The sequence below is a fragment of the Pseudomonas sp. LBUM1676 genome, assembly GCF_059695605.1.
Window position 1 is genome coordinate 2,503,049 of sequence record NZ_CP166777.1, and the last position, 22,419, is coordinate 2,525,467.

The window sequence follows — 22,419 nt, forward strand, 5'->3', positions numbered from 1 at the left end:
GTTTGTGTGAACCGAAAAATTCTGGTGTAGGCTGCGTAGGCCTCAAGTAGTCAGAACGCGTACTGCAACCGCGTGTAGTAGTACCCACCCGTAAAACCGAACGGCGAATAACTACCCCAGTTATCACCGAAGGAGCTATTCGGCACGCCAATATGATCGGGGTATTTGTCGAACAGGTTCTGCGCACCCACGGCCACGGTCAGCTGTTTGTTGATCGCATACGCCACGTCGAGGTCGGTAATCCATTTGGCCGAATATTCGCGATCCAGGCTCGGATCGCTGGAACTGTTGACCTCGGTGTACGTGCCATAGCGGGTCAGCCGCAAGTTGACGTCGAAGTTGCGGATCGCCCAGTCGGCGGAGAAGATCATCTTGCTGCTGGGGGAGGTCTTGGTGATCAACGCCCGCGACTGGCGCCCGAGCAATTGAAAGTTGCTGCCCAGGGCCGTGAGTTGCGACGGGGTTTCGTTGACGCTGAGGATTTGCGTGTGGTTGTAGTTCAGCGCCGCGGTCCAGCGCACCGAGCCGAACCGGTTGAGGTCCTGCCGGTAGTTACCGACCACATCGACCCCCGAGGTGCGGGTGTTGGCGCCATTGGTGAAGTACTGCGCCCCGGCGGTGGCCGGCACGCCGATGCTGTCGAGCAGGGCGGCGACGCCCGGGCCCTGGAAGCGTTCACTGAGCACCAGGCGGTCGCGCAGGTTGATCACGTAGCCGTCCACGGTCAGGCTCAGGTCTTCACTGGGGGTCAGGGCGAAACCGAGGCTGAAGTTGGTCGAGCGCTCGGGTTTCAACGACTCGGCACCCAGTGCCTGTGCGCCTGCCGAGTCGACCGGCAGGATCACGTAGTTGTAGGACTGGTAGACGCCATTGATGGTGTCGAACCCGGTCGAGCGCGCGGTGAAGATCTGGTTGGCCAGCGACGGTGCGCGAAAGCCGTTGCTGATGGTGCCGCGCACCGAGAACACTGGGTTGAATTCGTAGCGGGTGCTGAGCTTGCCGCTGCGGGTTGCGCCGACCCCTTCGTTGTAATGCTCATAACGTGCGGCGACACCGAGGTACCACTGCTCGACCGGATAGAAACCCAGATCGATGTAGCTGGCGACGCTGTTGCGGCTGATCTTTTGCGCATCGTCAGGAGTGATGCCGTTGGTGACCTGAGCGCCCGGATCGGGGCGTTCCCCGGCACGCGGATGGCCGGCCGGAAACACGTAGCCACCGTCGATATACGACGCTTCTGATCCCGCCCGGGTCTCGTAGCTTTCGCGCCGATGCTCGAAACCGAAGGCGACATCCAGGGGCTTGGCCAGACCGATCTCGTAGCTGTTTTTCAGGTCGAGGTTGCTGGTCAACTGATCGGCGATGTAAATGCCCGAGGTGAATTTGTTGGGCGTGTTTTCACCCAGCGACGGGTTCTGGTTGTTGTAGGTTCGCTGCTTGGCATAGTTGCGCCCATAGGTACTGCTCACGTCCCAGGCCCAACCGCCGATGTCGTCGCCCTTGGCCCCGAATGCGGACTGGAAGTCGGTTTCGTTGATCAGCCAGTACGGGCTGTAACCATCGGGATAGCCATTGGGACCGGTGGTGATGGTGTTGCGCCCGCTCGGCAGGCGGAAGTTCTGGCCGTCGTTGTTCTCCCGGGTGGCCAGGGTCGAGAACGAATAGAGGGTGACGGCATCGTTCAGCGGCAGGTCGAGGTTGTACCCGACATCGGCCAGTTGACTGCGCGGCAAGCCATAGCCTTTGTAGGTGTGATGGCTGGAGCTGGCTTCACGCGGGTCGGGAGAACCATCGGCCAGTGGGTAGTAGTGCGAGCTGTAGCCGTTGCTGCCGGCCTTGTTGTCCCGTTCCTGGTAGCGGGTGTCGAGCGACAGGTTGAGCACGCCGGCTTCGCCGACTTCAAAACCATAGTTGATCGCCTCTTGCCCGGTCCCGCGTTTGCCGTCGTAGCCCTGGCCGAGGCTGGTGTCGGAACTGCCGCCGGTGGTCTGCTTGAGGATGATGTTGATCACCCCGGAAATCGCATCCGAACCGTATTGGGCGGCGGCACCGTCACGCAGCACCTCGATATGATCGATCGACGCCACCGGGATCAGGTCCAGATCGCTAGGCGCCGCGCCGCTGTTGATGCCGTTGATGTTCAGCGTGGCGCTGGTATGCCGCCGCTTGCCATTGACCAGCACCAGCACATGGGACGCGGTCAGGCCGCGCAGAGTAGCGGATCGCACCACACCGCTCGCGTCCCAACCGGCGCGGTCGGGCAGGTTGAAGGAGGGGATGAATTTACTCAGTGCCTCCAGCAGGCTCGGTTTACCCACCGAGCGCAGTTGTTCGCCGGTCACTACGTCGATGGGGGTCGGGCTGGTGGTCACGGTGCGTTGTTCGGCGCCACGGTTGCCGGTGACGACCACGGTATTGAGGGTGGGAGCGCTGGTGTCGGCGGCTTCGACGTTGAACGAGGCGAGACCGCAGGCAATCGACAGTGGCAGTAATAAGGGACGGTGCGTCGGCGCTGTACCGCGCCCTGAGTGATTGAACATAAGCGTGAAGCTCCTGAATGTCGGGTGAATTCCGTGTCACTTCTTGCGCGCAGCGACGGCCTCGATTTCCACCAGGCCACCGGGCAGCGGCAGGGCCACCACTTGAACGGCGGTGCGCGCCGGTTTGTTCGGTTGCGCGGTGCTGCCGAAGAACGGCGTATAGCCTTCTTGAAGCCCGGCGAAGTCGAGCTTGCCGCCCTTGGCCGGATCACCCACCAGGAACACTCGAAGTTGCACCACATCGCCCAACCCCAGACCCTGGCTTTCCAGTACGCCTTTGAGCTTGTTCAGAATCGAGGTGGTCTGGGTCGCGGTATCGCCGTAGGCGGCAAAGGAATCCTTCGGCGCTTTCGGGTCATGCAGGTCGGCGAGCAGGCCGCTGACGAACAGCAGGTCGGTTTGCGCCGGCACCGATACCGCCAGGGAAATCGGGAAAGTCGAGTTGGGCAGGGCGATGCGTTTGATCTCGTCGGCGTGGCTGGTGAGGGCGGTGGCGGTCATGAGGAGTCCTGTGAGCAAAGTCATGGTTTTCATCGTTCAGTCCTTTAATTAACAAAGTCAGGCGGTCACGCTTAATGCCAGTCAGTTGATGAACCTGTGGGAGCGAGCCTGCTCGCGAAGGCGGGGGGGCAGGCGACAAAAATGTTGACTGTGCCGCCGTCTTCGTCGGATCGCCGCCCGGAGCAAGCTCGCTCCCACAGGGGATTGGTTGATTGAGCGGCATCAGGCGGCAACGCCCGGTTGCTGGCGTTCGGCATGTCTACCGATCAGCGAAACGATGCGCCGCGCCGAGTCGGCGGCGCTGTTCTGCCAGATGCCGACGCCGCCATGGGCGAGGGCGTCGCTGGCCAGATAGGTGCGGCCCTGAGGCTCGTTGAGGATTTGATAGGCGCTCTCGCCGACCTCGTCGTTGACGATCCACGGACCTTTGCTGAAAGGCACCTTGGCCCAGTTGATCGCCACCGGTTTTTGCAGCTTGCTGCTGTGCCCGGGGTGCAGCAGTTCCACGGCTTGCCGGGACGAGGCGAACTGTTCGGCGAGGGATTTCTTGCTGAAGGCCTGGGCCGATTCGCTGGTGTTGTAGGCCGCCACCAGAATGCCCTGGGCACTGTTCAAACGATCGCTGGGGTACCACAAGCCTTTGACTTCATGGTCCAGGTAAGAGAGCCCGCCGTAGATGTTGAAGTCGGTCTCCCAGAATCGCGGCGACTGCCAGGCCACTTTGTTCGCCTGATCGCTTTGCGCGCTGAGAATCGCCTGCTTGAACGGCAGGCTGAAGTTGCTGGGCAGTTTGGCCAGCAGCGGCAGGGGCACGGTGACGATGGCGTAGTCGGCGTTGAGGGTCTGGGTCGCGCCGGTCTTGCGATCCCGGTAGGTGATGCGGCTGCCAAGTTCTGCGGTCTGGATATCGCTGACTTCGGCGTTCAGGCGCACCGCGTCCTTGAGCTTTTCGTAGAACGCATGGGGAATGCGGTCCATGCCGCCGACCGGTTGGAACATGGTCGAGGAGAACTCGGGGATTTCATCGAACACCAGCGCACCCCAGAGCTTGGGGTTGAGCAGGGTCTGCAGTTCGAGCGGCGCGCGGGTGATGCCGGTCTGATCGCCAGCACCGGGCACGCGGTCGTAACCGGAGCGCACCGAACCCTTGTATTGCAAGTCGGCATTCAGGTCGCCGTAGACCTTGAGGAAATTCAACAGCGCCTGACGGTCGTCGGCGCTCAGATCCCGGTCCAGGGCCTTGCGGCTGACGGTTCGTGCCAGCAGTTCGGACAGTTGCCCGCGGGTGTCGTTGACCGCCTGGCGCAACTGGAACGCCGGTTGTTTCGGGTCGGGCAAGGCCAGGGCGTTGCGACTGCTGTTGACCAGCACTTGCAGCTCGACGCCCAGCTCGCGGCAGTAGCCGAGGATGGTCTGGTGATGGCTGGGAATGCGTGCGGGGCCGGCGTTGAAAAACTGCCCGTCATCGAAGTCGACGGTCTGGCTGACGTCGTCGTCGAAATCTATTTTGCTGCCGCGACGCAGGGTCCAGTTGCGCCCACCGATCCGCTCCCGGGCTTCGAGAATGGTCACGCTGAAACCGGCCTTGCGCAGCTCGTAGGCGCTGACCAGCCCGGAAATGCCGGCACCGACCACCACCACATGCTTGCCTTTGCCACTGCTGCCCAGTTGCAGCGGGTTGAAACTTGCCGCCACGGCCTGGGGCGTCAGCCCCAGTGCACCGAGGGCGCTGACAGCGGCGGAATAGCCACCGACGGCGGCAATACGGGAGATCAGTTCCCTGCGGGTGAAAGCCATAGTGTTGCTCCTTGGGGTACCTGCACATCGTTGAAAATGGGTGCAGCGTTGGCGTCGTTATGTTTTTTGGGCAAAGCGTTGCCGTAGCCAGGGTTTGCAAGCCATGGCGGGGCGTTTTGAGGCGGATTCAGGTTGGGTTGCCGCAGTTGACCGTGGAGTGGTGTCGGCCGGAAAAACGTGCAGTTCCGTGGGCCTCCACCTGGTCAGGGGTCGGTGATGGTTGTAACAATATTTGTATAAACAGGCGCTGTAAAAGTCCGATTAGTTATAAGGTAATTATAAAAAATAGGCATTAATTATTAGTATTAAATGCATAAATATGATGTTGATTTTTTGGCAGATATAACGCAATCGCGGGCAAGACCGCTCTCACAGGTGATGTACATATCCTGTGGGAGCGGCGGTGCGACGATTCGACTTGCCCGCGATGACGGTGGAAGGGAATGACTCGGAATCAATACCCGCGCTGTACGTCCGCCTGATTCTCCAACGCCAGGCCATTGAGGTGGCGCTCCAGATTGGCCAGGAAGCTGTCGGCAATTTCGTGGCGACTGTTACTGGAAATCGCCGAGGTATGGGGCGACAGGCGCACCCTTGGGTGGGCGTAGAGCGGGTGGCCGTCCGGCAAGGGCTCGGGTTCGGTGACGTCCAGCGAGGCCAGGCCGATGCTCCCGCTGTCCAAGGCTTCCAACAGTGCCCCATGGTCGAGCAGGCCACCCCGTGCGATGTTGATCAGGTGCAGGCCGGGTTTGGCGCTGGCCAGCACGGCACTGTCGACGATGTGCCGGGTCGAGGCGGTCAAGGGCGCGGCCAGCACCAGGTGATCGGCACGGGCAAACAGGTCATGGATATCCCGCGCCGCTTCTACGCCTTCTACCTCGAACGGCGTCTGGCTCTGACGCAACGTCAGCACCTTGATGCCCAGGGCGCTGGCCTTGGACGCGAGGCTGCGGCCAATGGCGCCGAAGCCGAGAATCCCCAGCGTGGTGCCCTTGAGCGGTGTCAGCGCAGTGAAATTCCATTGTGAGTCATGCACCCAGATGTCCGGCAAGCGCTTGGCCGCAGCGAAGATCGCGGCCAGGGCGAACTCGGCGATGTTCTCCGCGGCGCTGCCACGCGAGGTGCTCACCGGTGGGCCGTTGAACAGCCATTGCGGGTAGAAATCGATGCCCGAAGACACCACCTGAATCCATTTCAAACCATAGGGCCAACCCGGTGGCGGCGTATCCGGCGCCAGATAGCCACGCACATTGATCGGCCGCGCCAGCAGGATGCCGACCTCGGCCGGCAGGTCGCTCGGCACTCCAGCCGGCACGCCGATGACCCGGGCTCCCGGGTGGCTGTGCGCGAGGCGCTGGCGGATCACTTCGTTGAAGTCTTCATCCAGTTGGCTGGCGATGATGAGCTGGCTCATGGGCGTTCCTTTGGCTGGCGCTGGGCGAAGACCGCTTTGCCGACACCTTGCAGGACGGCGTCGTTTTGCGGCGTGTGAACCCGGCTGCAGAGCACGTCGCGATAATGCCGTTGCAGCGGGTTATTGCGTGACAGGCCCGGATTGCCGGAGGCCTCGATCGCCAGCTCGACGGCGCGGATGGCGTTGCCGGTGACCAGGTATTTCAGTTGCGCCGCGTGACTGGCCAGGGTGTGGCCCTCGGCGGCGGAGTCGAGCAGGCTGCGGTTGGCGAACAGCAGGGTGTCGATGTGGCCGACGGCTTCCTGAAAGCGTGGCAGGGTCGACAACGCTGCGCCCAGGTTCGACGGCGCGCGGTTTTCCAGCCAGCTCACCAGCCAGTCGCGGGCCGCCTGGGCGACGCCGTCGTAGACCGATGACAGCAACACCGACATCCACAGAAAACCATCGCCATCGAGCTCGGCTTGCGGCGCGCTCCAGCGGCTGACGCTGACGGCGTGATCCAGCGGCACCAGCACATTGTCGAATATCACCTCATGGCTGCAGGTGGCGCGCATGCCCAGGTGGTCCCAATCCTCGATGATGCTGATGCCCGGCGTATCCTTGTGCACCAGCCAGGCGCCGACCAGCGGGTCTTCATCGTTGCTGCGGGCCCAGACGCTGAACCAGCTCAGGCCATGGCTGCCGGTGGAGTAGATTTTCCGCCCGCTGATGCGCCAGCCTGCCGAGGTACGCCTGGCGATGGTCGCCGGCAGACCGCCCCGGGCCGGGGTGCCGAGGTCGGGTTCGACGCGCAAGGCGTTGATCAGCGCGCCATGCTCGACGGCGTCCCGGGCCACCTGCTGGCGCAGCGCGTCGGGCCAGGTTCGGCTGTCTTGCAGCCGTGAGTGCTGCAGGTATTGCATCACCAGGATCAAGGCGGTGGAGGGCTCGCCCTTGGCGATGGCGCTGATGGCCTTGCGTGCCTGTGCCAGGTTTGCGCCGCCACCGCCCAGGGCCTTGGGTACGGTCAACGCGACCAGGCCGTGTTCGTGCAACAGCTTGAAGTTGTCGTGGGGAAAGGCGCCGCTCTCGTCATACAGGTGGGCCGTGGCGGCCAGTTGCGCGCCGATGTTTTCGAGCAGTGCTTCGAATTGGGCCACTTCGACGGATCGCAGTGGCGGGGAATGTTGGGAAGAAATACTCATGGTGGATTCACTCGATCTCATAACGGCAACAACGGGAAGTTTTTGTCCCACAACGGACTGACGTCGAGCCGCTCGCTCAGCACACCGGCGTGGAAGAACAGATCAGCCACTTCCTGCTGCGAAGCAATGGCCTGATCGTTCACGGCAATGATTTTCGACGGCTGGCTGCGGTTGTTGTACATGTCGAGAAACACCGCCTTGTCGACCCCCAGCAACTGCGCCGATTTCGCGGCCCAGGGTTCGGGGTTGTTGTTGATCCATTCCAGCGTGCGCGCCTGGCGCTGCAGATAGTCCTGGATTGCCTGCTTGCGCATCGGGTCTTCCAGTGCAGCGGGCCGGGCGGCGATCAGGTAGTTGCCGGAGAGGTAACCCAGCGCTGTTTTCAGCACCCGGGCACCACTGCGGAATTTCGCCAACTGGATAAACACCCCATAGATCACCCAGGCGTCAAGCTGGCCACTCTGGAATGCACTGAAACCATCCTGGGGCGTGAGCGCCACCGGGGTGATGTCCTTCATGGTCAGGCCTTGCTCCTTCAGTGCCTTGATCAGGAAATAGTGCGACGTGGTGGAGCGCACGTAGCCGACCCGTTTGCCGCGCAGTTGCGCCACCGATTCCAGGTTCGAGTCCTTGGGGATTAGGAACACCTGGTTGTTCACATCGCCTTGCAGCACCGCGATCAGCCGCGGTTGGCGATGGCTCTGAATCGAGAAGATCGGTGGAATCTCGCTCATGCCGCCGACGTCCAGACTGCCCGAAGCCAAGGCTTCGACGATCAGGTTGCCGCCGGCGAACTCCGAGTAATCGACTTTGTAGGGGGTATTGGCGGTACCGGCGTCTTCGCTGAAATAGGAATCCTGGCCCCGGTAAGTGGCGACGCCCAGGGTCAGGTCCGAGAGCCTGTTGGCTTGGGCGAACGCGCGCGGGGCCAGCCCCAGGGAGGACAGCCCCAACGCACCCAGGGCGATGGAGCTGGCCGTGAGGAAGCCGCGACGATTGAACTGTCCCTGTGTGATCTTTTTCGTCATGGTCAGGCTCTTGTCAGATGGCGAGTTGTACGGGTGTTTGCCCCAGCAGCTGTTCGACCGCGCGCAATACCGGATCGGCTTCGGTGCGCGCCAGCCAGTCGGGGCTGACTTCGGCGAAGGCCACCGTGCCGTCCCGGGCGATGACCACCATTGTGGGCTGCGGCAATTCCCAGGTACCGGTGCCGGTGGTTTCGCCGATGCCCTTGCCCTTGGCCAGCGCCGCTTTGCGCGAGGCTTCATCGAAGCTGTAGAGAATGCCCAGGCGCCGGCCGAGGCTGTTGTCCGGGTCGCTGGCCACTTGCAGTTCAAGGTTATGGCGGGTCTTGATCTCCACCAGCTTTTGCGGCACCTGCGGGCTGACCGCCACCAGCGGCACCCCCAGTGCCTGCAGGTGCGGATAGAGCCGGCGCTGGTAATAGGGTAGGGCGATGTTGCAGGCCGGGCAGCCGGCGAAGCGGAAGAAAATCAGCACCGCAGGACCGTTGGCGAGCAACTCGTCGCGGCTCAGGCTGCCGCCTTCGACCTTCAACAACGTGAAGGGCTCAAGGGTGTCGCCGGCCTTGACGAAGTCGTCGCCCCGGGCTTCGTCCACCAGGCGTTGGCGTTGATCGATATTGACTTGCAGGGCCGCCGGCTCCCAGGTCGCCACACGTTCGGCATGCAGGTTCGCCAACAGGCGGTTAAGGGATTCGCTCATGCCAGTGCCTCGCTTTTTTCTTCGACCTGAGTGGTCGCGTGACGGTTGGCAGGCACTTCGAGACCGAGGTTGTCGCGCAAGGTGCTGCCGCTGTATTCGTCGCGAAACAGACCGCGTTGTTGCAGCACCGGCACTACCAGTTCGGTGAAATACTGCAGGCCATCGGGCAGCAACGAGTTAATGATGAAACCGTCCGCGGCGCCTTGTTCAAACCAGGTTTGAATGGCGTCGGCGACCTGTTCGGGGGTACCGACGAAATCGCGCCGTGGCCGGGAGAAGCGCAGGGCGACTTCGCGCAAGGTCAGGCCTTCATCCCGCGCAAGCTGCTTGATCCGGTCCGATCCGCCTTTCTGGCTGTTGGAACCCAGGTCGCCCAGCTCGGGGAACGGCGCATCCAGCGGGTATTGGCTGAAGTCATGGTCGTTGAACGGCCGGCCGAGGGCGACGATGGCATCCTCGATGGTCACCAGTTCCACCGCTTGCTGATAGCGGCTTTCAACTTCTGCTTCATCACGGCCCACGATCGGGCGGATGCCCGGCAGGATCGACAGCTTCTGCGCCTCCCGGCCGAAGCCGCTGGCCCGTTGTTTCAGGTCGTGGTAGTAGGCGCGGGCTTCGTCGAAGGACTCGGGGCTGACGAAAATTGCATCGGAGTTTTCGGCGGCGAAACTGCGTCCCGCCTCGGAGGTGCCGGCCTGGAAAATCACCGGCTGACCTTGCCGGGAACGGGCGATGTTCAGTGGGCCCTTTACCGAGAAAAATTCGCCCTGGTGCTCCAGGGCGTGCAGCTTGCCGGGAGTGAAAAACTCACCGCTCTGCTTGTCGTAGGCGAAGGCATCGTCTTCCCAGGAATCCCACAGGCCCTTGACCACGGCGACGTGCTCCTTGGCGATGCGGTAGCGCACGGCATGCGGCGGGTGCTCGGCCTTGCCGAAGTTGTCGGCGGTGCCGCTGAGCCAGGACGTCACCACGTTCCAGCCGGCGCGACCGCCGCTGATATGGTCCAGGGACGCGAACTGCCGGGCGACCTGGAAGGGTTCGGTGTAGCTGACGGTCACGGTCGCGACCAGGCCGATGTGCCGGGTGGTGGCGGCCAGGGCCGAGAGAATGGTCAGCGGCTCGAAGCGATTGAGGTAGTGCGGGCTGGACTTTTCATGGATGTGCAGGCTGTCGGCGATGAACACGAAGTCGAACTTCGCCGCCTCGGCCAGTTGCGTCTGTTGCTTGTAGAAATCGAAGTTCACGCTGGCGTTGGCCTGAGCCTGCGGATGGCGCCATTCGCCCCAGCCATGGCCGACGCCATGGACCATCGCTCCGAGTTTCAGTTGGCGTTGCTTGCTCATGGTTCTACTCCTGGAACAGTTGCATCGTTATCGAGATGCCTGGTTGAGTTGGGCACGCTTGGCGTTGAAGCTCTTGTCGAAGCCTTGGGAGACGTCGATATGTTTGGTGAGAATGCCTTCTTCCTGATAGATGTCCGCGGTGGTTTGCAGGCCGCTGATGACCTTGTCGTCAATCTCCACCGGCTCCATGTGCGTGCCCTTGGCCACGGCGACATGCACCGCCAGCGGCAAACCGGTCACTCGCGCCTGGGCGGCGGCGTATTCCTCGGGGTGGGCGTTGGTCCAGCGGTAGGCGCGATCGACCCGGGCGACGAAGTCTTCGAGTTGCTGGCGTTTGCCGGCGATGGCCTGGCTGGTGGCGGCCAGGTACAAATGGTTGGTCAGCAGGGTTGCGCCACTGGCCAGAACCTTGGCCTGATTCTGGGTGGTGGAAATGGTGGTGTACGGGTCCCAGGTCGACCAGGCGTCGGCACTGCCGTTATCCAGCAGGATGCGCGACTCGCTTGGCAGCAGATAGATGAACTGCACATCGCTGGTGCTCAGGCCGACACTGCGCAAGGCCTTGATCGCCAGGAAGTGGCCAATGGAGCCGCGGGTGGTGACGATCTTCTTGCCTTTGAGATCGCTGGCGTTGTTCAGCGCCGAATCCTTGGGCGCGAGGATCGCGGTGGTGTAGCGGCCCTCGGCATGCACGATGCTGACCACCTTGATCGGTGCACCGGCGCCAAGGGCGAACACGTAGGGCGCATCCCCAAGGGCGCCGATGTCCACGGCGCCGGCATTCAGCGCTTCGCCCAATGGGGCGGCGGCCGGGAACTCGGAAAACTGGATGTCGTAGGGCACGTCCTTCAGCTCGCCGGAGACTTCCAGCAGCACCTTGATCGAAGACTTCTGATTGGCCACCAGCAAGGGTTGAAGGTCGGCAGCGTGGCTGAATGTGGTGAAGCCCAAGGTGCAGAACAGGCTCAACAACAGGGGATTTAATGACATGGGAAACTCCAGGCAGGTTGTTGCGCTTCGTATTGCCTCCGCCTGGAGAAGGGGTCGGTCTGTGGTTGACGTTATCTCTATAAAAAGCTGCTGTGAAATTCTTTATGGTTATATACTAATTATTAAGTTAGCTGATTATCGTATTGCGTAATATTAAATAAATGCATTTAGAGCGGGCGTTGATCGTTCCCACCCTCCCGCTTGGGAAAGCCTCAACGGACGCTCTGCGTTCGGCTCTTGATGCGACGCGGAGCGTCCTGGAGAGTGGAGAGTGGGAACGATCGAAAGCGGCAGCGCCAGCGCAGAACCTGTGGGAGCGAGACCGGCTTGCCGGCGAAGGCGTCGTGTCAGCCAATATCAACGCTGAATGTGAAAGTGCTTTCGCGAGCAGGCTCGCTCCCACATTGGATCGTCGCCGAGCACAAATTTTGCGTGCACAGCAAACGCCTTGTGGGAGCAGCGGCGCCAGGAACGCCAACCCGTTAAGCGTGATACAGAACCTGTGGCGAGGGAGCTTGCTCCCGCTGGACGGCGAAGCCGTCCCAAAAGCGACGGCTGCTGCGCACCCGAGCGGGAGCAAGCTCCCTCGCCACAGTCACTGGCCGTTCGATATGTCTCTTAACAGGCTGGAACTAGGGTTAGGCGAGGATCAGGCCGCGTTGGCGCGTCGTGTCCGATGGGGAATGTCGTCATAAGCGATCAGCTCCCGTTCCATGCGGCGCGGGTAATCACCGTAGTGGACCACGTGCAGGTCATCGATTTCTTCGCGCAACTCGTCGGGCAAGGCTTGATAGACCGCAGCTGTGTCGGCCCACAGCGTGTCGCCGCCGACCGGGGGCAGGTCGACCGCGCGCAACACGGCGCCGAGGGTGGGCTGCAACAGCCAGCTGGTATCGGTGTGCCAACGGCCGCTGATCCTCGGGCCATAGAGTTTGCGTTCGTCCTGGGCTTGAGTCAGATGCGCTTGGGGTAGGGTTGGGTCGTTTTGCTGGGTGGTGGGATGCACCTAGAGCTCGCCGAATTCGCGAGCGAAGGCGATCTGCTGTTCGGTGCTGATGGCCTGGTCGCGGAAGTAAATCACTTTGTGTTCGAGCAGCAAACCGCGCAGTTCGTCGCGCAGCGCCGGGGTCAGCGGCTGGCGCAGATCGATGCCGGCGATTTCCGCGCCGATGGTGGGTTCCAGGCGAGTGACCTGCAGTGTTTTGGTGACGTGTGAAGGAGCGTGGTGCAAGACAGCGGACATGATGAAAATCCTCTCGATTGTGGGTTCAGCCTCCGCCTGGAGAGGGGTCGGATGTGTGTAGGAGCGAGCTTGCTCGCGAAGGTCGTGAACGATAACGCGTAAAACCAGATGCCCGGCGGCTCTCTTGGTGTTCTCGCGAGCAAGCTCGCTCCCACAGATACAAAGGCCGCCGGAAGCCGGCGGTTAGATCACAAAAAAGCCATGGGTGCCGTCGCGGGCCAGTTGCTCGACCAGTCCGAACTCCCAGTCCAGATAGGCTTGCATCGCTTCGCGGGGGTTATCTGTGCCCTCGTAGGGACGGCGATAACGGTCGATGCGCGGCGAGGCCAGGTGAGTCTCGCCTTCCTCCAGTGGCCGTTGTGCAGCGATCCAGCTGGCGGTGCCGCCACCCAGCAAAAACACCGCCTTGCCGGTCAGCGCCTCGACCTCGGCGACCGCCAGGCGTGCCAGCTGGCTGCTGCCGCAGGTCAGCACGTAGCGCTGCGCCGTCGGCACCTTCGCCAGGGCGTCGCGCAGTTGCCCGCGCAGCACCCACCAGGCACCGGGGATATGGCGTTTGACGTAATTGGCGCTGCTGGTGAAATCCAGCACGGCGGTGTCGCCATGGGTCAACCAATCGGCCAGGGTCTCGGGGCTGATTTCCTCGGCTTGCTGCTGCGCGGGGACCGGTGCCTGCCAGGCGCCTTTCTCGCTGAAGTGCGCTGGCTGCAGGTCATCCAGCACGTGCACTTCCCAGCCCAGTTGCGCGAGCCAGGACGCCGACATGTTGGCGCGCACGCCATCGTCGTCGACCAGCACCAGGCGCGCGCCGCGCACACTGGCGAAGTGGTCGGTTTCCTGCACCAGCTGGCCGCCCGGTGTCGAGCGGGCCGAAGGCAGGTGCCCGGCTTCGAATTCTTCCGGGGTGCGCACATCAAACAGGTAGGTGCTGCGTGCCGGTTCCTGTTGCCAGCGTTGCAGGTCCGCCAGGGTCGCGCGGCCCACCAGGGCCTTGTCGGCGACGCGGCGGGCATCGCTGGCCGCGACTTGGCGATGTTCTTCACTGGTCGGGGCGAAGCGGCGCGACTGGCCGTGCTGCAGTTTTTGACCGGCCAGGGTCCAGCCGATGGTGCCGTTGCGCAAGGCTGACACCGGGTTGGCGATGCCGGCATTGATCAGCGACTGGGTGCCGATGATGCTGCGGGTGCGCCCGGCGCAGTTGACGATGATGCGCGTGGCGGGGTCCGGTGCCAGTTCCCGGGCACGCAGCACCAGTTCCGCCCCCGGTACGCTGATGCCGGTGGGAATGCTCATGGTCTGGTATTCATCGAAGCGTCGGGCATCGAGTACCACCACGTCCGCCTCGCTGTCGAGCAGCGCCTGAACCTCTTCCGCCGCCAGGGATGGCGTGTGGCGCTGGCTTTCGACCAGTTCGCCAAAGGCTTTGCTCGGCACGTTGACGTCGATAAACAGCTCGCCACCGTTGACGCGCCAACCTTCCAGGCCGCCTTCGAGCAGGCTGACCCGGGTATAGCCAAGGTCCTGCAAGCGCCGGGCGGCGATGTCCGCCAGGCCTTCGCCATTGTCGTAGACAGTCACCTGGGTATCGCGTCGAGGAATCCGCGAGTACACCTCAAGCTCGAGCTTGGACAGTGGAATGTTGGCGGCGAACAGCGGATGCGCTTCAGCGAAAGGCGCTTCTTCGCGCACATCCACCAGCGCCAGTTCTTCACGGTTCAGCAGGGCCTGGCGGATCTCGGCGTAGGAGCGGGTAGGTGCAGTGCTCATAGGGCTTGGCTCTCTTTGGACAAATCCCAGATATTGGGGAGAAAGGCGTTGGAATAACCGGAGATAAACAATTTCTCGCTGCCGTCGGGCTGGTACACCGCGCGGCGCACGGCACCGATGTTGGCGCCATAGACATGGATGCTGATCGAGACCTGATCGTCGAAGGCGTTGCTGACTTGATGAATGTCGCCGATCTTCGGCGACACCGCTTCGACCTGACCCGGCACCAGCTGTATCCGCCGGCCCTCGGGCACCAGGCTGCCGTCAGGGTTACGGGCGAACCCTTGCGAGTACTCCGAACCGCGCAACATGCCGATCAGGCCCCAGACCCGATGATCATGGATGGGCGTGCGTTGTCCCGGCCCCCAGACAAAACTGACGATACTGAAGCGCTGGCGTGAATCGGCATGCAGCAAAAACTGTTGATAGCGTTCTGGATCCGGTTGGGCAAAATCGTCGGGCAGCCAGTCATCATGGCTGACCAGTTGCGCGAGCAGCTTGCCGCCGCGATGCAGCAGATCACCCTCGCGGGGATTGCCGTCGATCAATTCCGCCAGGGCGCCTATGAATGCTCTGAGTCTCTCCGGGTGTCGGGCCTGGGTCATGGCGATTTCCATTGTTCGTTCTGAAAGTTGACCCTTTGATTTAAGCATAATGTTTTAGATCAATATGCGATTGTTTAATGATTAGGTTATAGCCGAAAGGAATTAATAATCGGGTTGCATGACCTGAGACGCCAGTGACCGGTGCTGAGGAATACGGCGGACTATCCAGATTCCAACAATAGAACTATGCTTTTCAGACATCTTATCGACTGTTCTCTATGTGCGGGCCAAATGAAAATTGATGATATCGACGCCTTTGTCGAAGTGATTCGTTGCCAGTCCATCAGCCATGCCGCCGAGTCGTTGCAACTGACCCAGCCGGCCATCACGCGGCGCGTGCAGAACTTTGAGCAGGCGTTGGGTGTGGAGCTGTTCGACCGCAACACCAAGCCACTCAAGCCCACGCTGATCGGGACACGGGTGTATGAACAGTGCCGATTGATCCTGCGGGAAATGGATGCATTGCGCGAACTGGTGGCCACCGATGCGCCGCCCACCGGGTTGTTGCGCCTGGGCGTTCCGCAAACCATCGGTGATGTGGTGCTGCTCGATGCACTCAAGCATTTGCGCCTCGAATACCCCGACTTGCGGGCGCAGGTGGCCACGGGTTGGGGCAGTCAACTGGTCGGCAAGATCGAGCGCGGGGAGCTGGACGCGGCGGCGGCGCTGTTCCCGGCGGGCAAGATTTTCCCGGACAACATTGTCGGCGAGTCGATCGGCAAGATGGAGCTGGTGGTGGTGTGCGCCAAGGATCAAATGCCCAAGCGTCCCTGCAAACTGGCAGACGTCTACCAGAGTGGCTGGATTCTCAACCCCGATGGCTGCGGCTTCCGTGCCGGCTTGCAACGCACCCTGTCGGACCAGGGCCTGGCCCTGCGGGTCAACCTGGAAACGTTCGGTACCGAATTGCAGTTGGGCCTGGTCGCTGACGGCCTGGGACTGGGATTGGTGCCGCGTCCGTTGCTGGAACGCAGCGCGCATTTCGATCAGTTGGCGGTGATGCCGCTCAAGGATTTCAAGCCGGTGATGGATTTGTGGCTGATCTATCCGCATTTCCTCGGCAACCTGCAGGGCCCGGTCGACGCCTTCGGCAAACTGGTCGCCGGCTCATTGCAGAAGATCAAGAGTGCGGCGTGAAGGAGGGGGAGGGAGATAATAAAAAAAAATGATAATTAGCTTAGATTAAAATGTGCTTTTTATTATTTTTTGCCTTGCCATAGGCTTGCTGGAGACCTTAAGGCCATCCAGGAAGTTTTGCCATGAGCAGCGTCAGTCCGTTATCCAGTGTCTCGAAAAATGTTCGCCAGCGTGTAAGCCCGGAAGAATGGGAAGTGCGCGTCAAACTGGCCGCGGCCTATCGGCTGGCGGCCCTGTTCAAGTGGACCGACCACATCTACACCCATTTTTCCGCGCGGGTGCCGGGGCCGGACGAGCATTTCCTGATCAATGCTTTCGGGCTGCTGTTCGACGAAATCACCGCCTCCAACCTGGTCAAGGTGGACATCGACGGCACCCTCGTCGACGACCCGACGGGGCTGGGCATCAACTACGCCGGCTACGTGATCCACAGCGCCATTCATGGCGCGCGGCCGGACCTGCAAGCGGTGCTGCATACCCATACCCGCGACGGCATCGCGGTGTCCGCCCAGCGTGACGGCCTGTTGCCGATCTCCCAGCACGCCATCGGTTTTTCCGGGCGCGTGGCTTATCACGGTTACGAAGGCGTGGCATTGGACCTCGACGAGCGCGAACGCCTGGTGGCCGACCTGGGGGATAAAAGCGTGTTGATCCTGCGCAATCACGGGCTGCTGACCGCGGGCATCAGTGTCGAGCATGCATTCCAGCAACTGCACGGTCTGGAGCGCGCCTGCAATATCCAGATCGCGGCGCAGGCAGGTGGCAACGCCGAATTGATCTTTCCGCCGGCGCAAGTGGTGGCCAAGGTCGAGAAGCAGGCCGAGGTGTTCAAAAGCGGGGATGGGCCGGGCGTGGCGCGGCACTGGAATGCGCTGATCCGGCAGTTGGAGCGCACGGATATCGAGTACAAGGACTGAGTCCGAAATGCAGGAGCGAGCCTGCTCGCGAAAGCGGTCTGTCAGTTAGCATATGCGTTGGATCTGCCGACGCCTTCGCGAGCAAGCCCGCTCCCACATTAGAGGCTCAGTGCTTTCAAGCCACTTTTTCCGCTGCCTGCCGTTCACGCTCGGCGACCAATTGGCGGGTCAGCGGGATCAGGCGCTTGCCGTAGTCGATGGCATCGTCGAGCGGGTCGAAGCCGCGGATCAGGAAGGTGGTGATGCCCAGGTCGTAATAGTCGAGCAGGGCTTCAGCCACTTGTTCAGGTGTGCCTACCAGTGACGTCGAGTTGCCTTGTGCGCCGAGCAAGCCGGCGATCCCGGTCCACAGGCGCTTGTCCAGGCGTGAACCCTGGGCCGCTGCCGCCAGCAGGCGTCGGGAGCCTTCGTTCGGTGGCTCGCGGCGTACAAAGCCGTTCTGTTCGGCCAGGGCGGTGGCTTGTTGCAGGATGCGCTCGGCACGTTCCCAGGCCAGCTCTTCGGTGTCCGCCAGGATCGGGCGCAACGACAGGCTGAAGCGAATCTCGCGGCCATGCCTGGCCGCCTCGGCACGCACCTGTCTCACCACCTCGCGCACTTGCTCGTAGGTTTCACCCCACAGCGCATAGACATCCGCATGCTTGCCCGCGACCTCGATGGCCGCCGTCGACGAGCCGCCGAAATACAGCGGGATGTGCGGCTGTTGCGGCGACTTCACCGCCGAGTGCGCGCCTTCGACTTGGTAATACGTGCCCTGATAGTCGAAAGGCTTGTCACTGGTCCATTCCTGGCGCACCACGTCGAGGTATTCATCGGTGCGCGCATACCGCTCGTCCTTGCCGATATAGCTGCCATCAGCCCGCAATTCACCGTCATCGCCCCCGGTGATGATGTGCACGGCGGTGCGTCCGCCATTGAACACGTCGAGGGTGGCGAACTGTCGCGCGGCCAGGGTCGGCGCGGCAAACCCCGGGCGGTGGGCGATGAGGAACTTGAGGTTTTTCGTCACGCTGGCGGCATGGGAGGCAATCAAGGTGCTGTCTGGACTGTTGGAATGAAAGGCCACCAGGGCGCGATCGAACCCGGCCTCGTCGTGGGCGCGGGCGACTTTTTCCACGTACTCGGGTTGCAGGACAGGGCCGCTGCGGGGATGGATTTCCGAAGAGTGATGGCCGCCGATGTAACCGATGAATTCAATGCTCATGCTGAGATCCTTGTCGTTGTCTGGAGGTGATTCAAGCCTCCGCCTGGCATGGGGTCGGACTCGGTGGTGACGAAAGTAGGCGCAGCAGGGCGCACCTGTGAAATGCCGTTTTGTTCTAAGTTTATTATTAAGTTAATGAATCATGATAAATCTGAGATATCAACAATGCGCATTTTAACCTCCCTCAATGCCCGCGCCCGGAAAGGGCGGGGCCTTGATGCATTAATTATGCAAATAATTTATTTGTTGAGTCGTTTATCTGATTTTTAATCATATTAGCTTATTCCTAAAAAGAATTTCACTGAGGTTTTTTATGCGAATAGCATGAATCCAAAGCTCACCCATGGCGCCTCAGCCATGTTCTTTATAGGAAGGAAGCCTGATGACTGAAAAGACCTTCGATTCCACGAGCGCCAGTAGCTCGTTTTCCGTCGATAAGGCTGCTCGCCTCACCCGTGATCCGCTGGACGCGTCGAGATTGACCCCCAACTGGCTGCGCAACTGGCGCACCCCCGAAGCCTTGCTGCGCTTGCTCAGCCCGATCGCGCTGTTGCTATTGTGGGAACTGGCCTCCCAGGCCGGGCTGATCCCGCAGCGGGTCATCGCCGCGCCGTCACAGATCGGTGGCACGCTCTGGGCCATGATCGTTTCCGGAGAGTTGGGCAAGCATTTGCTGGTGTCCCTGCAGCGAGCGCTGCTGGGCTTGAGCATCGGCGTCAGCGTCGGTGTCGTCGCCGCCCTGATCACCGGCCTGTCCAAGCGCGGCGAGGTGATCCTCGATTCGCCGATGCAAATGCTGCGCACCATTCCTTCCCTGGCACTGGTGCCGTTATTCATTCTCTGGTTCGGCATCGGCGAATTCACCAAGATCGCGCTGATCGTCACCGGTACCACCTTCCCGGTGTACCTGAATCTGTTCGCCGGGATTCGCAACATCGACCCCAAACTGATCGAGGCCGCCAACACCCTGGGCCTGAATCGTCGCGAGTTGATCTGGCATGTGATCCTGCCGGGCTCCTTGCCCTCGTTCTTTGTCGGCTTGCGCTATTCCCTGGGGATTTCCTGGCTGGCCCTGGTGTTCGTCGAGCAGATCAACACCACCGCCGGCATCGGTTTCCTGGCCAGTGACGCGCGGGACTTCATGCGCACCGATGTGATCGTCATCTGCCTGCTGATCTACAGCGTCCTCGGCCTGTTGATCGACGGACTGATCCGTACGCTGGAGCGTTTTGCCCTGGCCTGGCGCCCATCTTTTGTGAGGAACTGATATGTCGAGCATCGATTTTTCCGACGCGGCAAAAAACCTGCATTCGCCGGCACCGGTACAACTGCGCAACGTGGTGCGCCAGTTCGGCCAGCAGCGGGTCATCGATGGCCTGGATCTGGACATCGCCCCGGGGGAGTTCGTCGCATTGCTCGGGGCCAGTGGTTCGGGCAAGACCACCTTGCTGCGCAGCCTGGCGGGCCTGGACAGTATCGACAGCGGCCAGTTGTTGGTGCCCAAGGCGCGGGCCGCGGTGTTTCAGGAGCCCCGGTTGATGCCCTGGAAGCGCGCCTGGAAGAACGTGATTCTCGGTTTGCACACCCCCGATGCCAAGGCTCGCGCGGTGCAGGCCCTGACAGAAGTGGGGCTGGCCCATCGGCTCGAAGCCTACCCGGCCACACTGTCCGGTGGCGAAGCGCAACGGGTGGCGCTGGCCCGTGGCCTGGTGCGCGAGCCCAAGCTGTTGCTACTGGATGAACCGTTCGCCGCGCTTGATGCACTGACGCGGATTCGCATGCATCGGCTGATCATCGAGTTGTGGCGCAAACACAACCCCGCTGTGCTGCTGGTGACTCATGACGTGGACGAAGCGATCCTGCTGGCCGATCGGGTCATCGTGCTGGCCAACGGCAAGATTGCCGAACAGTTGTCGATCGATCTGCCTCGGGCGAGGGACACCGGGCAGGAGGGTTTCCAGGCTATTCGTGCGCGGCTGCTGAGTCTGCTGGGGGTTGAGGTGGAAACCGTCGCGGTAACTGAGCGTCAGGCCACCAACAGCACTGTCCGGCGATTTGCCCATGGCTAATGCCGCTGCCAATTCATTGATACAGGGAGGTACTGTCATGCCGATCCGCGTCTGGAAATCCGCGATGCTGTTGCTGTCTGGCGTCGCACTGTTGCTTGGCGGGTGCGGCGACGCCGTCGAGTCCAAATCCTCATCCGCCGCCCAGTCAGACCTGTCCGGCGTGACCCTGGTGCTGGGCGATCAAGCCAAGGGACTGCGCACGGTGGTCGAGGCGGCGAATGTGCTGGAGGGCATCGACTACAAGGTCGAGTGGGCCAACTTCCAGGGCGCTGCGCCGTTGTTCGAAGCCCTGCGCGCCGGTGCGGTCGATCTGGCGCCGGCCGGTGATACCCCGGTGCTCGCCGCCGCGACCGGGGGCACACCCTTGCGCATCGTCGCGGTACGGCGCAGTCAATCGCGGGGAATTGCGATCCTGGTCCCAGCCGATTCGGACATCCGTACCGTCGCCGATCTGAAAGGCCGCAACGTCGTGGTGTCCTCGGCCCGCGGCAGCATTTCCCAGTACCTGTTGATCCGAGCACTGGCCAATGCCGGGGTCGATGAGAAGGACGTCAAGGTCGGCTTCGTCCTGCCGACCGACGCCTTGTCCGCGTTCAACGCCGGCAAGATCGAAGCCTGGGCCACCTTCGGTATCTATCAGGCGTTTGCCGAGCAGCAGGGCGCGCGGGTGCTGATCAGTGGCGAGGGGATCAACACCGGGCTGACCTTTATCACCGCCTCCGATGAAGTCCTGACCGATCCGCTGAAACGCAAAGCCCTCGGTGACGTGCTGCAGCGTTTCGCCAAGGCGTTCGAGTGGGCGCAGCAGCATCCGGACGAGTACGCCCGGGTCTTCGCCAAGGTCAACGATATACCGCTGGACGTCTCGCAGCGGCTGCGCAGTTGGGGTGACGAATCGTTGTTGCCGGTCGAGTCGCGGGATGTTCAGGCGTTGCAGCAGGTCGATGACTTGTTTGTGGAGAAGAAGATCTTTCCCCATCGGGTCGATGTGCAAAAGTTGACGGATGATCAGGTGTTTTCGGCCGAGTCGTTGGTCTTGAACCGGTAAAAACCCGTGCAGTAGAGCGTTCGGTTGAAATTACCCGAACCTGTTTAGACCGATTATTTCTTTCGGTTATTTGTATAGACGCCGATTGCATATCCGTAACCAAGAAATAGCTGCTGCCGTTTGCAATGCGTCTGTCATCGAATCCAAATGTTCGCGGCAGCAGACATAATCGTTCCATCCACTCCGCTTAGGTCGCTTTAGCATTCATTCCAGCTGTTCGATCGTCATCTTGTTGCGCCTGGACCATTGCTTAGAATCCGCTCCATCAGCTTTGTCCAACTCTCCATCCTTCAGGGAACAACACCATGATGAACGCCATGCAGATGCAAATGCCGATGAACACCAACATGCCGATGATGCCGATGATGGGCATGCCGATGATGATGGCGACCATGACCTGCGACATGATGGACGACGGCATGATGTGCAAGATGATGCCGGCCGCTGGTATGGACATGGCCATGTTCAAGAACAGCGCTGAAATGATGCAGATGATGATGAACTGCGGCATGCCGATGATGATGCATTGCGGGAACATGAGCATGATGTGCATGTCCCAGGCGAGCATGACCATGCCGATGGCGAACATGATGATGCCGATGCCGATGATGGGCATGCCGATGCCATCGATGAAGTGCGTGATGGAATGCACCCTGATGGCCGACTGCATGATGTGCAAGATCATGCCGATGGCTGGCATGAACATGGACATGATGAAAAACTGCTGCGCCCTGATGATGAAAATGATGAACGACTGCAGCATGCCGATGATGATGAGCTGCAACGGCATGCCGCTGATGTGCTGCACCTGCTGATCCCTGTAGGAGCAGCGGCGGCGATCCGACTTGCCTGCGAAAGCGATGGGGCAGTCGACATTAATATTGACTGACCCACCGCTTTCGCGAGCAGGCTCGCTCCCACAGTGGGATGTGCAT

At 61.4% G+C, this 22,419-nt stretch carries 18 protein-coding genes and 1 pseudogene; 6 read left to right on the forward strand and 13 right to left on the reverse strand.

From position 1 onward, the window contains the following. Positions 1–50: 50 nt before the first annotated feature. From ACA041_RS11795 to ACA041_RS11850, 12 genes and pseudogenes are all read right to left on the reverse strand, one after another. A complete protein-coding gene (locus ACA041_RS11795; RefSeq protein WP_497441251.1) occupies positions 51–2,540 on the reverse strand; it encodes a TonB-dependent receptor plug domain-containing protein in 2,490 nt (829 codons plus the stop codon). Positions 2,541–2,576: 36 nt separating this feature from the next. Then, complete coding sequence (locus ACA041_RS11800; RefSeq protein ID WP_497441252.1) at positions 2,577–3,074, reverse strand: RidA family protein; 498 nt, start codon at positions 3,072–3,074, stop codon at positions 2,577–2,579. 189 nt (positions 3,075–3,263) lie between these two features. Next, positions 3,264–4,838 (reverse strand): flavin monoamine oxidase family protein, encoded by a 1,575-nt coding sequence (locus ACA041_RS11805; RefSeq protein WP_497441253.1) that lies wholly within the window; start codon positions 4,836–4,838, stop codon positions 3,264–3,266. Positions 4,839–5,292: 454 nt separating this feature from the next. Next, positions 5,293–6,252, reverse strand: a complete 960-nt coding sequence (locus tag ACA041_RS11810; protein ID WP_497441254.1) for a D-isomer specific 2-hydroxyacid dehydrogenase family protein — start codon at positions 6,250–6,252, stop codon at positions 5,293–5,295. Then, positions 6,249–7,436, reverse strand: a complete 1,188-nt coding sequence (locus ACA041_RS11815; protein WP_497441255.1) for an acyl-CoA dehydrogenase family protein — start codon at positions 7,434–7,436, stop codon at positions 6,249–6,251. The genes ACA041_RS11810 and ACA041_RS11815 overlap by 4 nt, the downstream gene beginning before the upstream one ends. Positions 7,437–7,453: 17 nt before the next feature. Further along, positions 7,454–8,464 carry an ABC transporter substrate-binding protein gene (locus ACA041_RS11820; RefSeq protein WP_497441256.1) on the reverse strand — a complete coding sequence of 337 codons (1,011 nt, stop codon included), beginning with the start codon at positions 8,462–8,464 and terminating at the stop codon, positions 7,454–7,456. Positions 8,465–8,477: 13 nt separating this feature from the next. Continuing rightward, positions 8,478–9,161, reverse strand: coding sequence for a peroxiredoxin-like family protein (locus tag ACA041_RS11825; RefSeq protein WP_497441257.1), 684 nt, complete (start codon positions 9,159–9,161; stop codon positions 8,478–8,480). Next, positions 9,158–10,504 carry an LLM class flavin-dependent oxidoreductase gene (locus ACA041_RS11830; RefSeq protein ID WP_497441258.1) on the reverse strand — a complete coding sequence of 449 codons (1,347 nt, stop codon included), beginning with the start codon at positions 10,502–10,504 and terminating at the stop codon, positions 9,158–9,160. Before ACA041_RS11830 ends, ACA041_RS11825 begins: the two co-directional genes overlap by 4 nt. 27 nt (positions 10,505–10,531) lie before the next feature. Next, positions 10,532–11,494: an ABC transporter substrate-binding protein gene (locus tag ACA041_RS11835; RefSeq protein ID WP_497441259.1), complete on the reverse strand. Its 963-nt coding sequence runs from the start codon at positions 11,492–11,494 to the stop codon at positions 10,532–10,534. A 649-nt stretch (positions 11,495–12,143) separates the two neighbouring features. After that, a pseudogene (locus ACA041_RS11840) lies at positions 12,144–12,737 on the reverse strand (TauD/TfdA dioxygenase family protein). Positions 12,738–12,920: 183 nt separating this feature from the next. Then, on the reverse strand, positions 12,921–14,504 hold the full coding sequence (locus ACA041_RS11845) for a rhodanese-related sulfurtransferase (RefSeq protein WP_497441260.1): 1,584 nt from the start codon (positions 14,502–14,504) through the stop codon (positions 12,921–12,923). Further along, positions 14,501–15,109, reverse strand: a complete 609-nt coding sequence (locus ACA041_RS11850; protein ID WP_497441261.1) for a cysteine dioxygenase family protein — start codon at positions 15,107–15,109, stop codon at positions 14,501–14,503. The genes ACA041_RS11845 and ACA041_RS11850 overlap by 4 nt, the downstream gene beginning before the upstream one ends. A gap of 231 nt (positions 15,110–15,340) precedes the next feature. On the opposite strand from ACA041_RS11850, the gene ACA041_RS11855 reads away from it, so the two are divergent. Both ACA041_RS11855 and ACA041_RS11860 read left to right on the forward strand, forming a co-directional pair. Beyond that, entirely contained in the window at positions 15,341–16,246 is a 906-nt protein-coding gene (locus tag ACA041_RS11855; RefSeq protein ID WP_497441262.1) for a LysR family transcriptional regulator, read from the forward strand. 122 nt (positions 16,247–16,368) lie between these two features. After that, on the forward strand, positions 16,369–17,163 hold the full coding sequence (locus tag ACA041_RS11860) for a class II aldolase/adducin family protein (protein WP_497441263.1): 795 nt from the start codon (positions 16,369–16,371) through the stop codon (positions 17,161–17,163). A 115-nt stretch (positions 17,164–17,278) separates the two neighbouring features. Here ACA041_RS11860 and ACA041_RS11865 read toward each other — a convergent pair whose 3' ends face one another. Then, positions 17,279–18,367: an LLM class flavin-dependent oxidoreductase gene (locus ACA041_RS11865; RefSeq protein WP_497441264.1), complete on the reverse strand. Its 1,089-nt coding sequence runs from the start codon at positions 18,365–18,367 to the stop codon at positions 17,279–17,281. A gap of 382 nt (positions 18,368–18,749) precedes the next feature. Here ACA041_RS11865 and ACA041_RS11870 point away from each other — a divergent pair, with 382 nt between their 5' ends. The 4 genes from ACA041_RS11870 (at position 18,750) to ACA041_RS11885 (ending at position 22,299) form a co-directional block, all read left to right on the forward strand. Beyond that, positions 18,750–19,634 carry an ABC transporter permease gene (locus tag ACA041_RS11870; RefSeq protein ID WP_497441265.1) on the forward strand — a complete coding sequence of 295 codons (885 nt, stop codon included), beginning with the start codon at positions 18,750–18,752 and terminating at the stop codon, positions 19,632–19,634. A 1-nt stretch (position 19,635) separates the two neighbouring features. Further along, a complete protein-coding gene (locus ACA041_RS11875; RefSeq protein ID WP_497441266.1) occupies positions 19,636–20,436 on the forward strand; it encodes an ABC transporter ATP-binding protein in 801 nt (266 codons plus the stop codon). Positions 20,437–20,473: 37 nt separating this feature from the next. Next, entirely contained in the window at positions 20,474–21,484 is a 1,011-nt protein-coding gene (locus ACA041_RS11880; protein ID WP_497441267.1) for an ABC transporter substrate-binding protein, read from the forward strand. Between the two features lie 305 nt (positions 21,485–21,789). Next, positions 21,790–22,299 (forward strand): hypothetical protein, encoded by a 510-nt coding sequence (locus tag ACA041_RS11885; protein ID WP_497441268.1) that lies wholly within the window; start codon positions 21,790–21,792, stop codon positions 22,297–22,299. Positions 22,300–22,419: the final 120 nt, after the last annotated feature.

Bases quoted from the DNA above. Each gene is read 5' to 3' on its own strand.
- ACA041_RS11795 (WP_497441251.1), bottom strand. From the start codon at position 2,540: ATGTTCAATCACTCAGGGCGCGGTACAGCGCCGACGCACCGTCCCTTA.
- ACA041_RS11885 (WP_497441268.1), top strand. From the start codon at position 21,790: ATGATGAACGCCATGCAGATGCAAATGCCGATGAACACCAACATGCCG.
- ACA041_RS11880 (WP_497441267.1), top strand. From the start codon at position 20,474: ATGCCGATCCGCGTCTGGAAATCCGCGATGCTGTTGCTGTCTGGCGTC.
- ACA041_RS11860 (WP_497441263.1), top strand. From the start codon at position 16,369: ATGAGCAGCGTCAGTCCGTTATCCAGTGTCTCGAAAAATGTTCGCCAG.
- ACA041_RS11830 (WP_497441258.1), bottom strand. From the start codon at position 10,504: ATGAGCAAGCAACGCCAACTGAAACTCGGAGCGATGGTCCATGGCGTC.
- ACA041_RS11875 (WP_497441266.1), top strand. From the start codon at position 19,636: ATGTCGAGCATCGATTTTTCCGACGCGGCAAAAAACCTGCATTCGCCG.
- ACA041_RS11810 (WP_497441254.1), bottom strand. From the start codon at position 6,252: ATGAGCCAGCTCATCATCGCCAGCCAACTGGATGAAGACTTCAACGAA.
- ACA041_RS11805 (WP_497441253.1), bottom strand. From the start codon at position 4,838: ATGGCTTTCACCCGCAGGGAACTGATCTCCCGTATTGCCGCCGTCGGT.
- ACA041_RS11845 (WP_497441260.1), bottom strand. From the start codon at position 14,504: ATGAGCACTGCACCTACCCGCTCCTACGCCGAGATCCGCCAGGCCCTG.
- ACA041_RS11825 (WP_497441257.1), bottom strand. From the start codon at position 9,161: ATGAGCGAATCCCTTAACCGCCTGTTGGCGAACCTGCATGCCGAACGT.
- ACA041_RS11835 (WP_497441259.1), bottom strand. From the start codon at position 11,494: ATGTCATTAAATCCCCTGTTGTTGAGCCTGTTCTGCACCTTGGGCTTC.
- ACA041_RS11865 (WP_497441264.1), bottom strand. From the start codon at position 18,367: ATGAGCATTGAATTCATCGGTTACATCGGCGGCCATCACTCTTCGGAA.
- ACA041_RS11820 (WP_497441256.1), bottom strand. From the start codon at position 8,464: ATGACGAAAAAGATCACACAGGGACAGTTCAATCGTCGCGGCTTCCTC.
- ACA041_RS11815 (WP_497441255.1), bottom strand. From the start codon at position 7,436: ATGAGTATTTCTTCCCAACATTCCCCGCCACTGCGATCCGTCGAAGTG.
- ACA041_RS11800 (WP_497441252.1), bottom strand. From the start codon at position 3,074: ATGAAAACCATGACTTTGCTCACAGGACTCCTCATGACCGCCACCGCC.
- ACA041_RS11855 (WP_497441262.1), top strand. From the start codon at position 15,341: ATGAAAATTGATGATATCGACGCCTTTGTCGAAGTGATTCGTTGCCAG.
- ACA041_RS11850 (WP_497441261.1), bottom strand. From the start codon at position 15,109: ATGACCCAGGCCCGACACCCGGAGAGACTCAGAGCATTCATAGGCGCC.
- ACA041_RS11870 (WP_497441265.1), top strand. From the start codon at position 18,750: ATGACTGAAAAGACCTTCGATTCCACGAGCGCCAGTAGCTCGTTTTCC.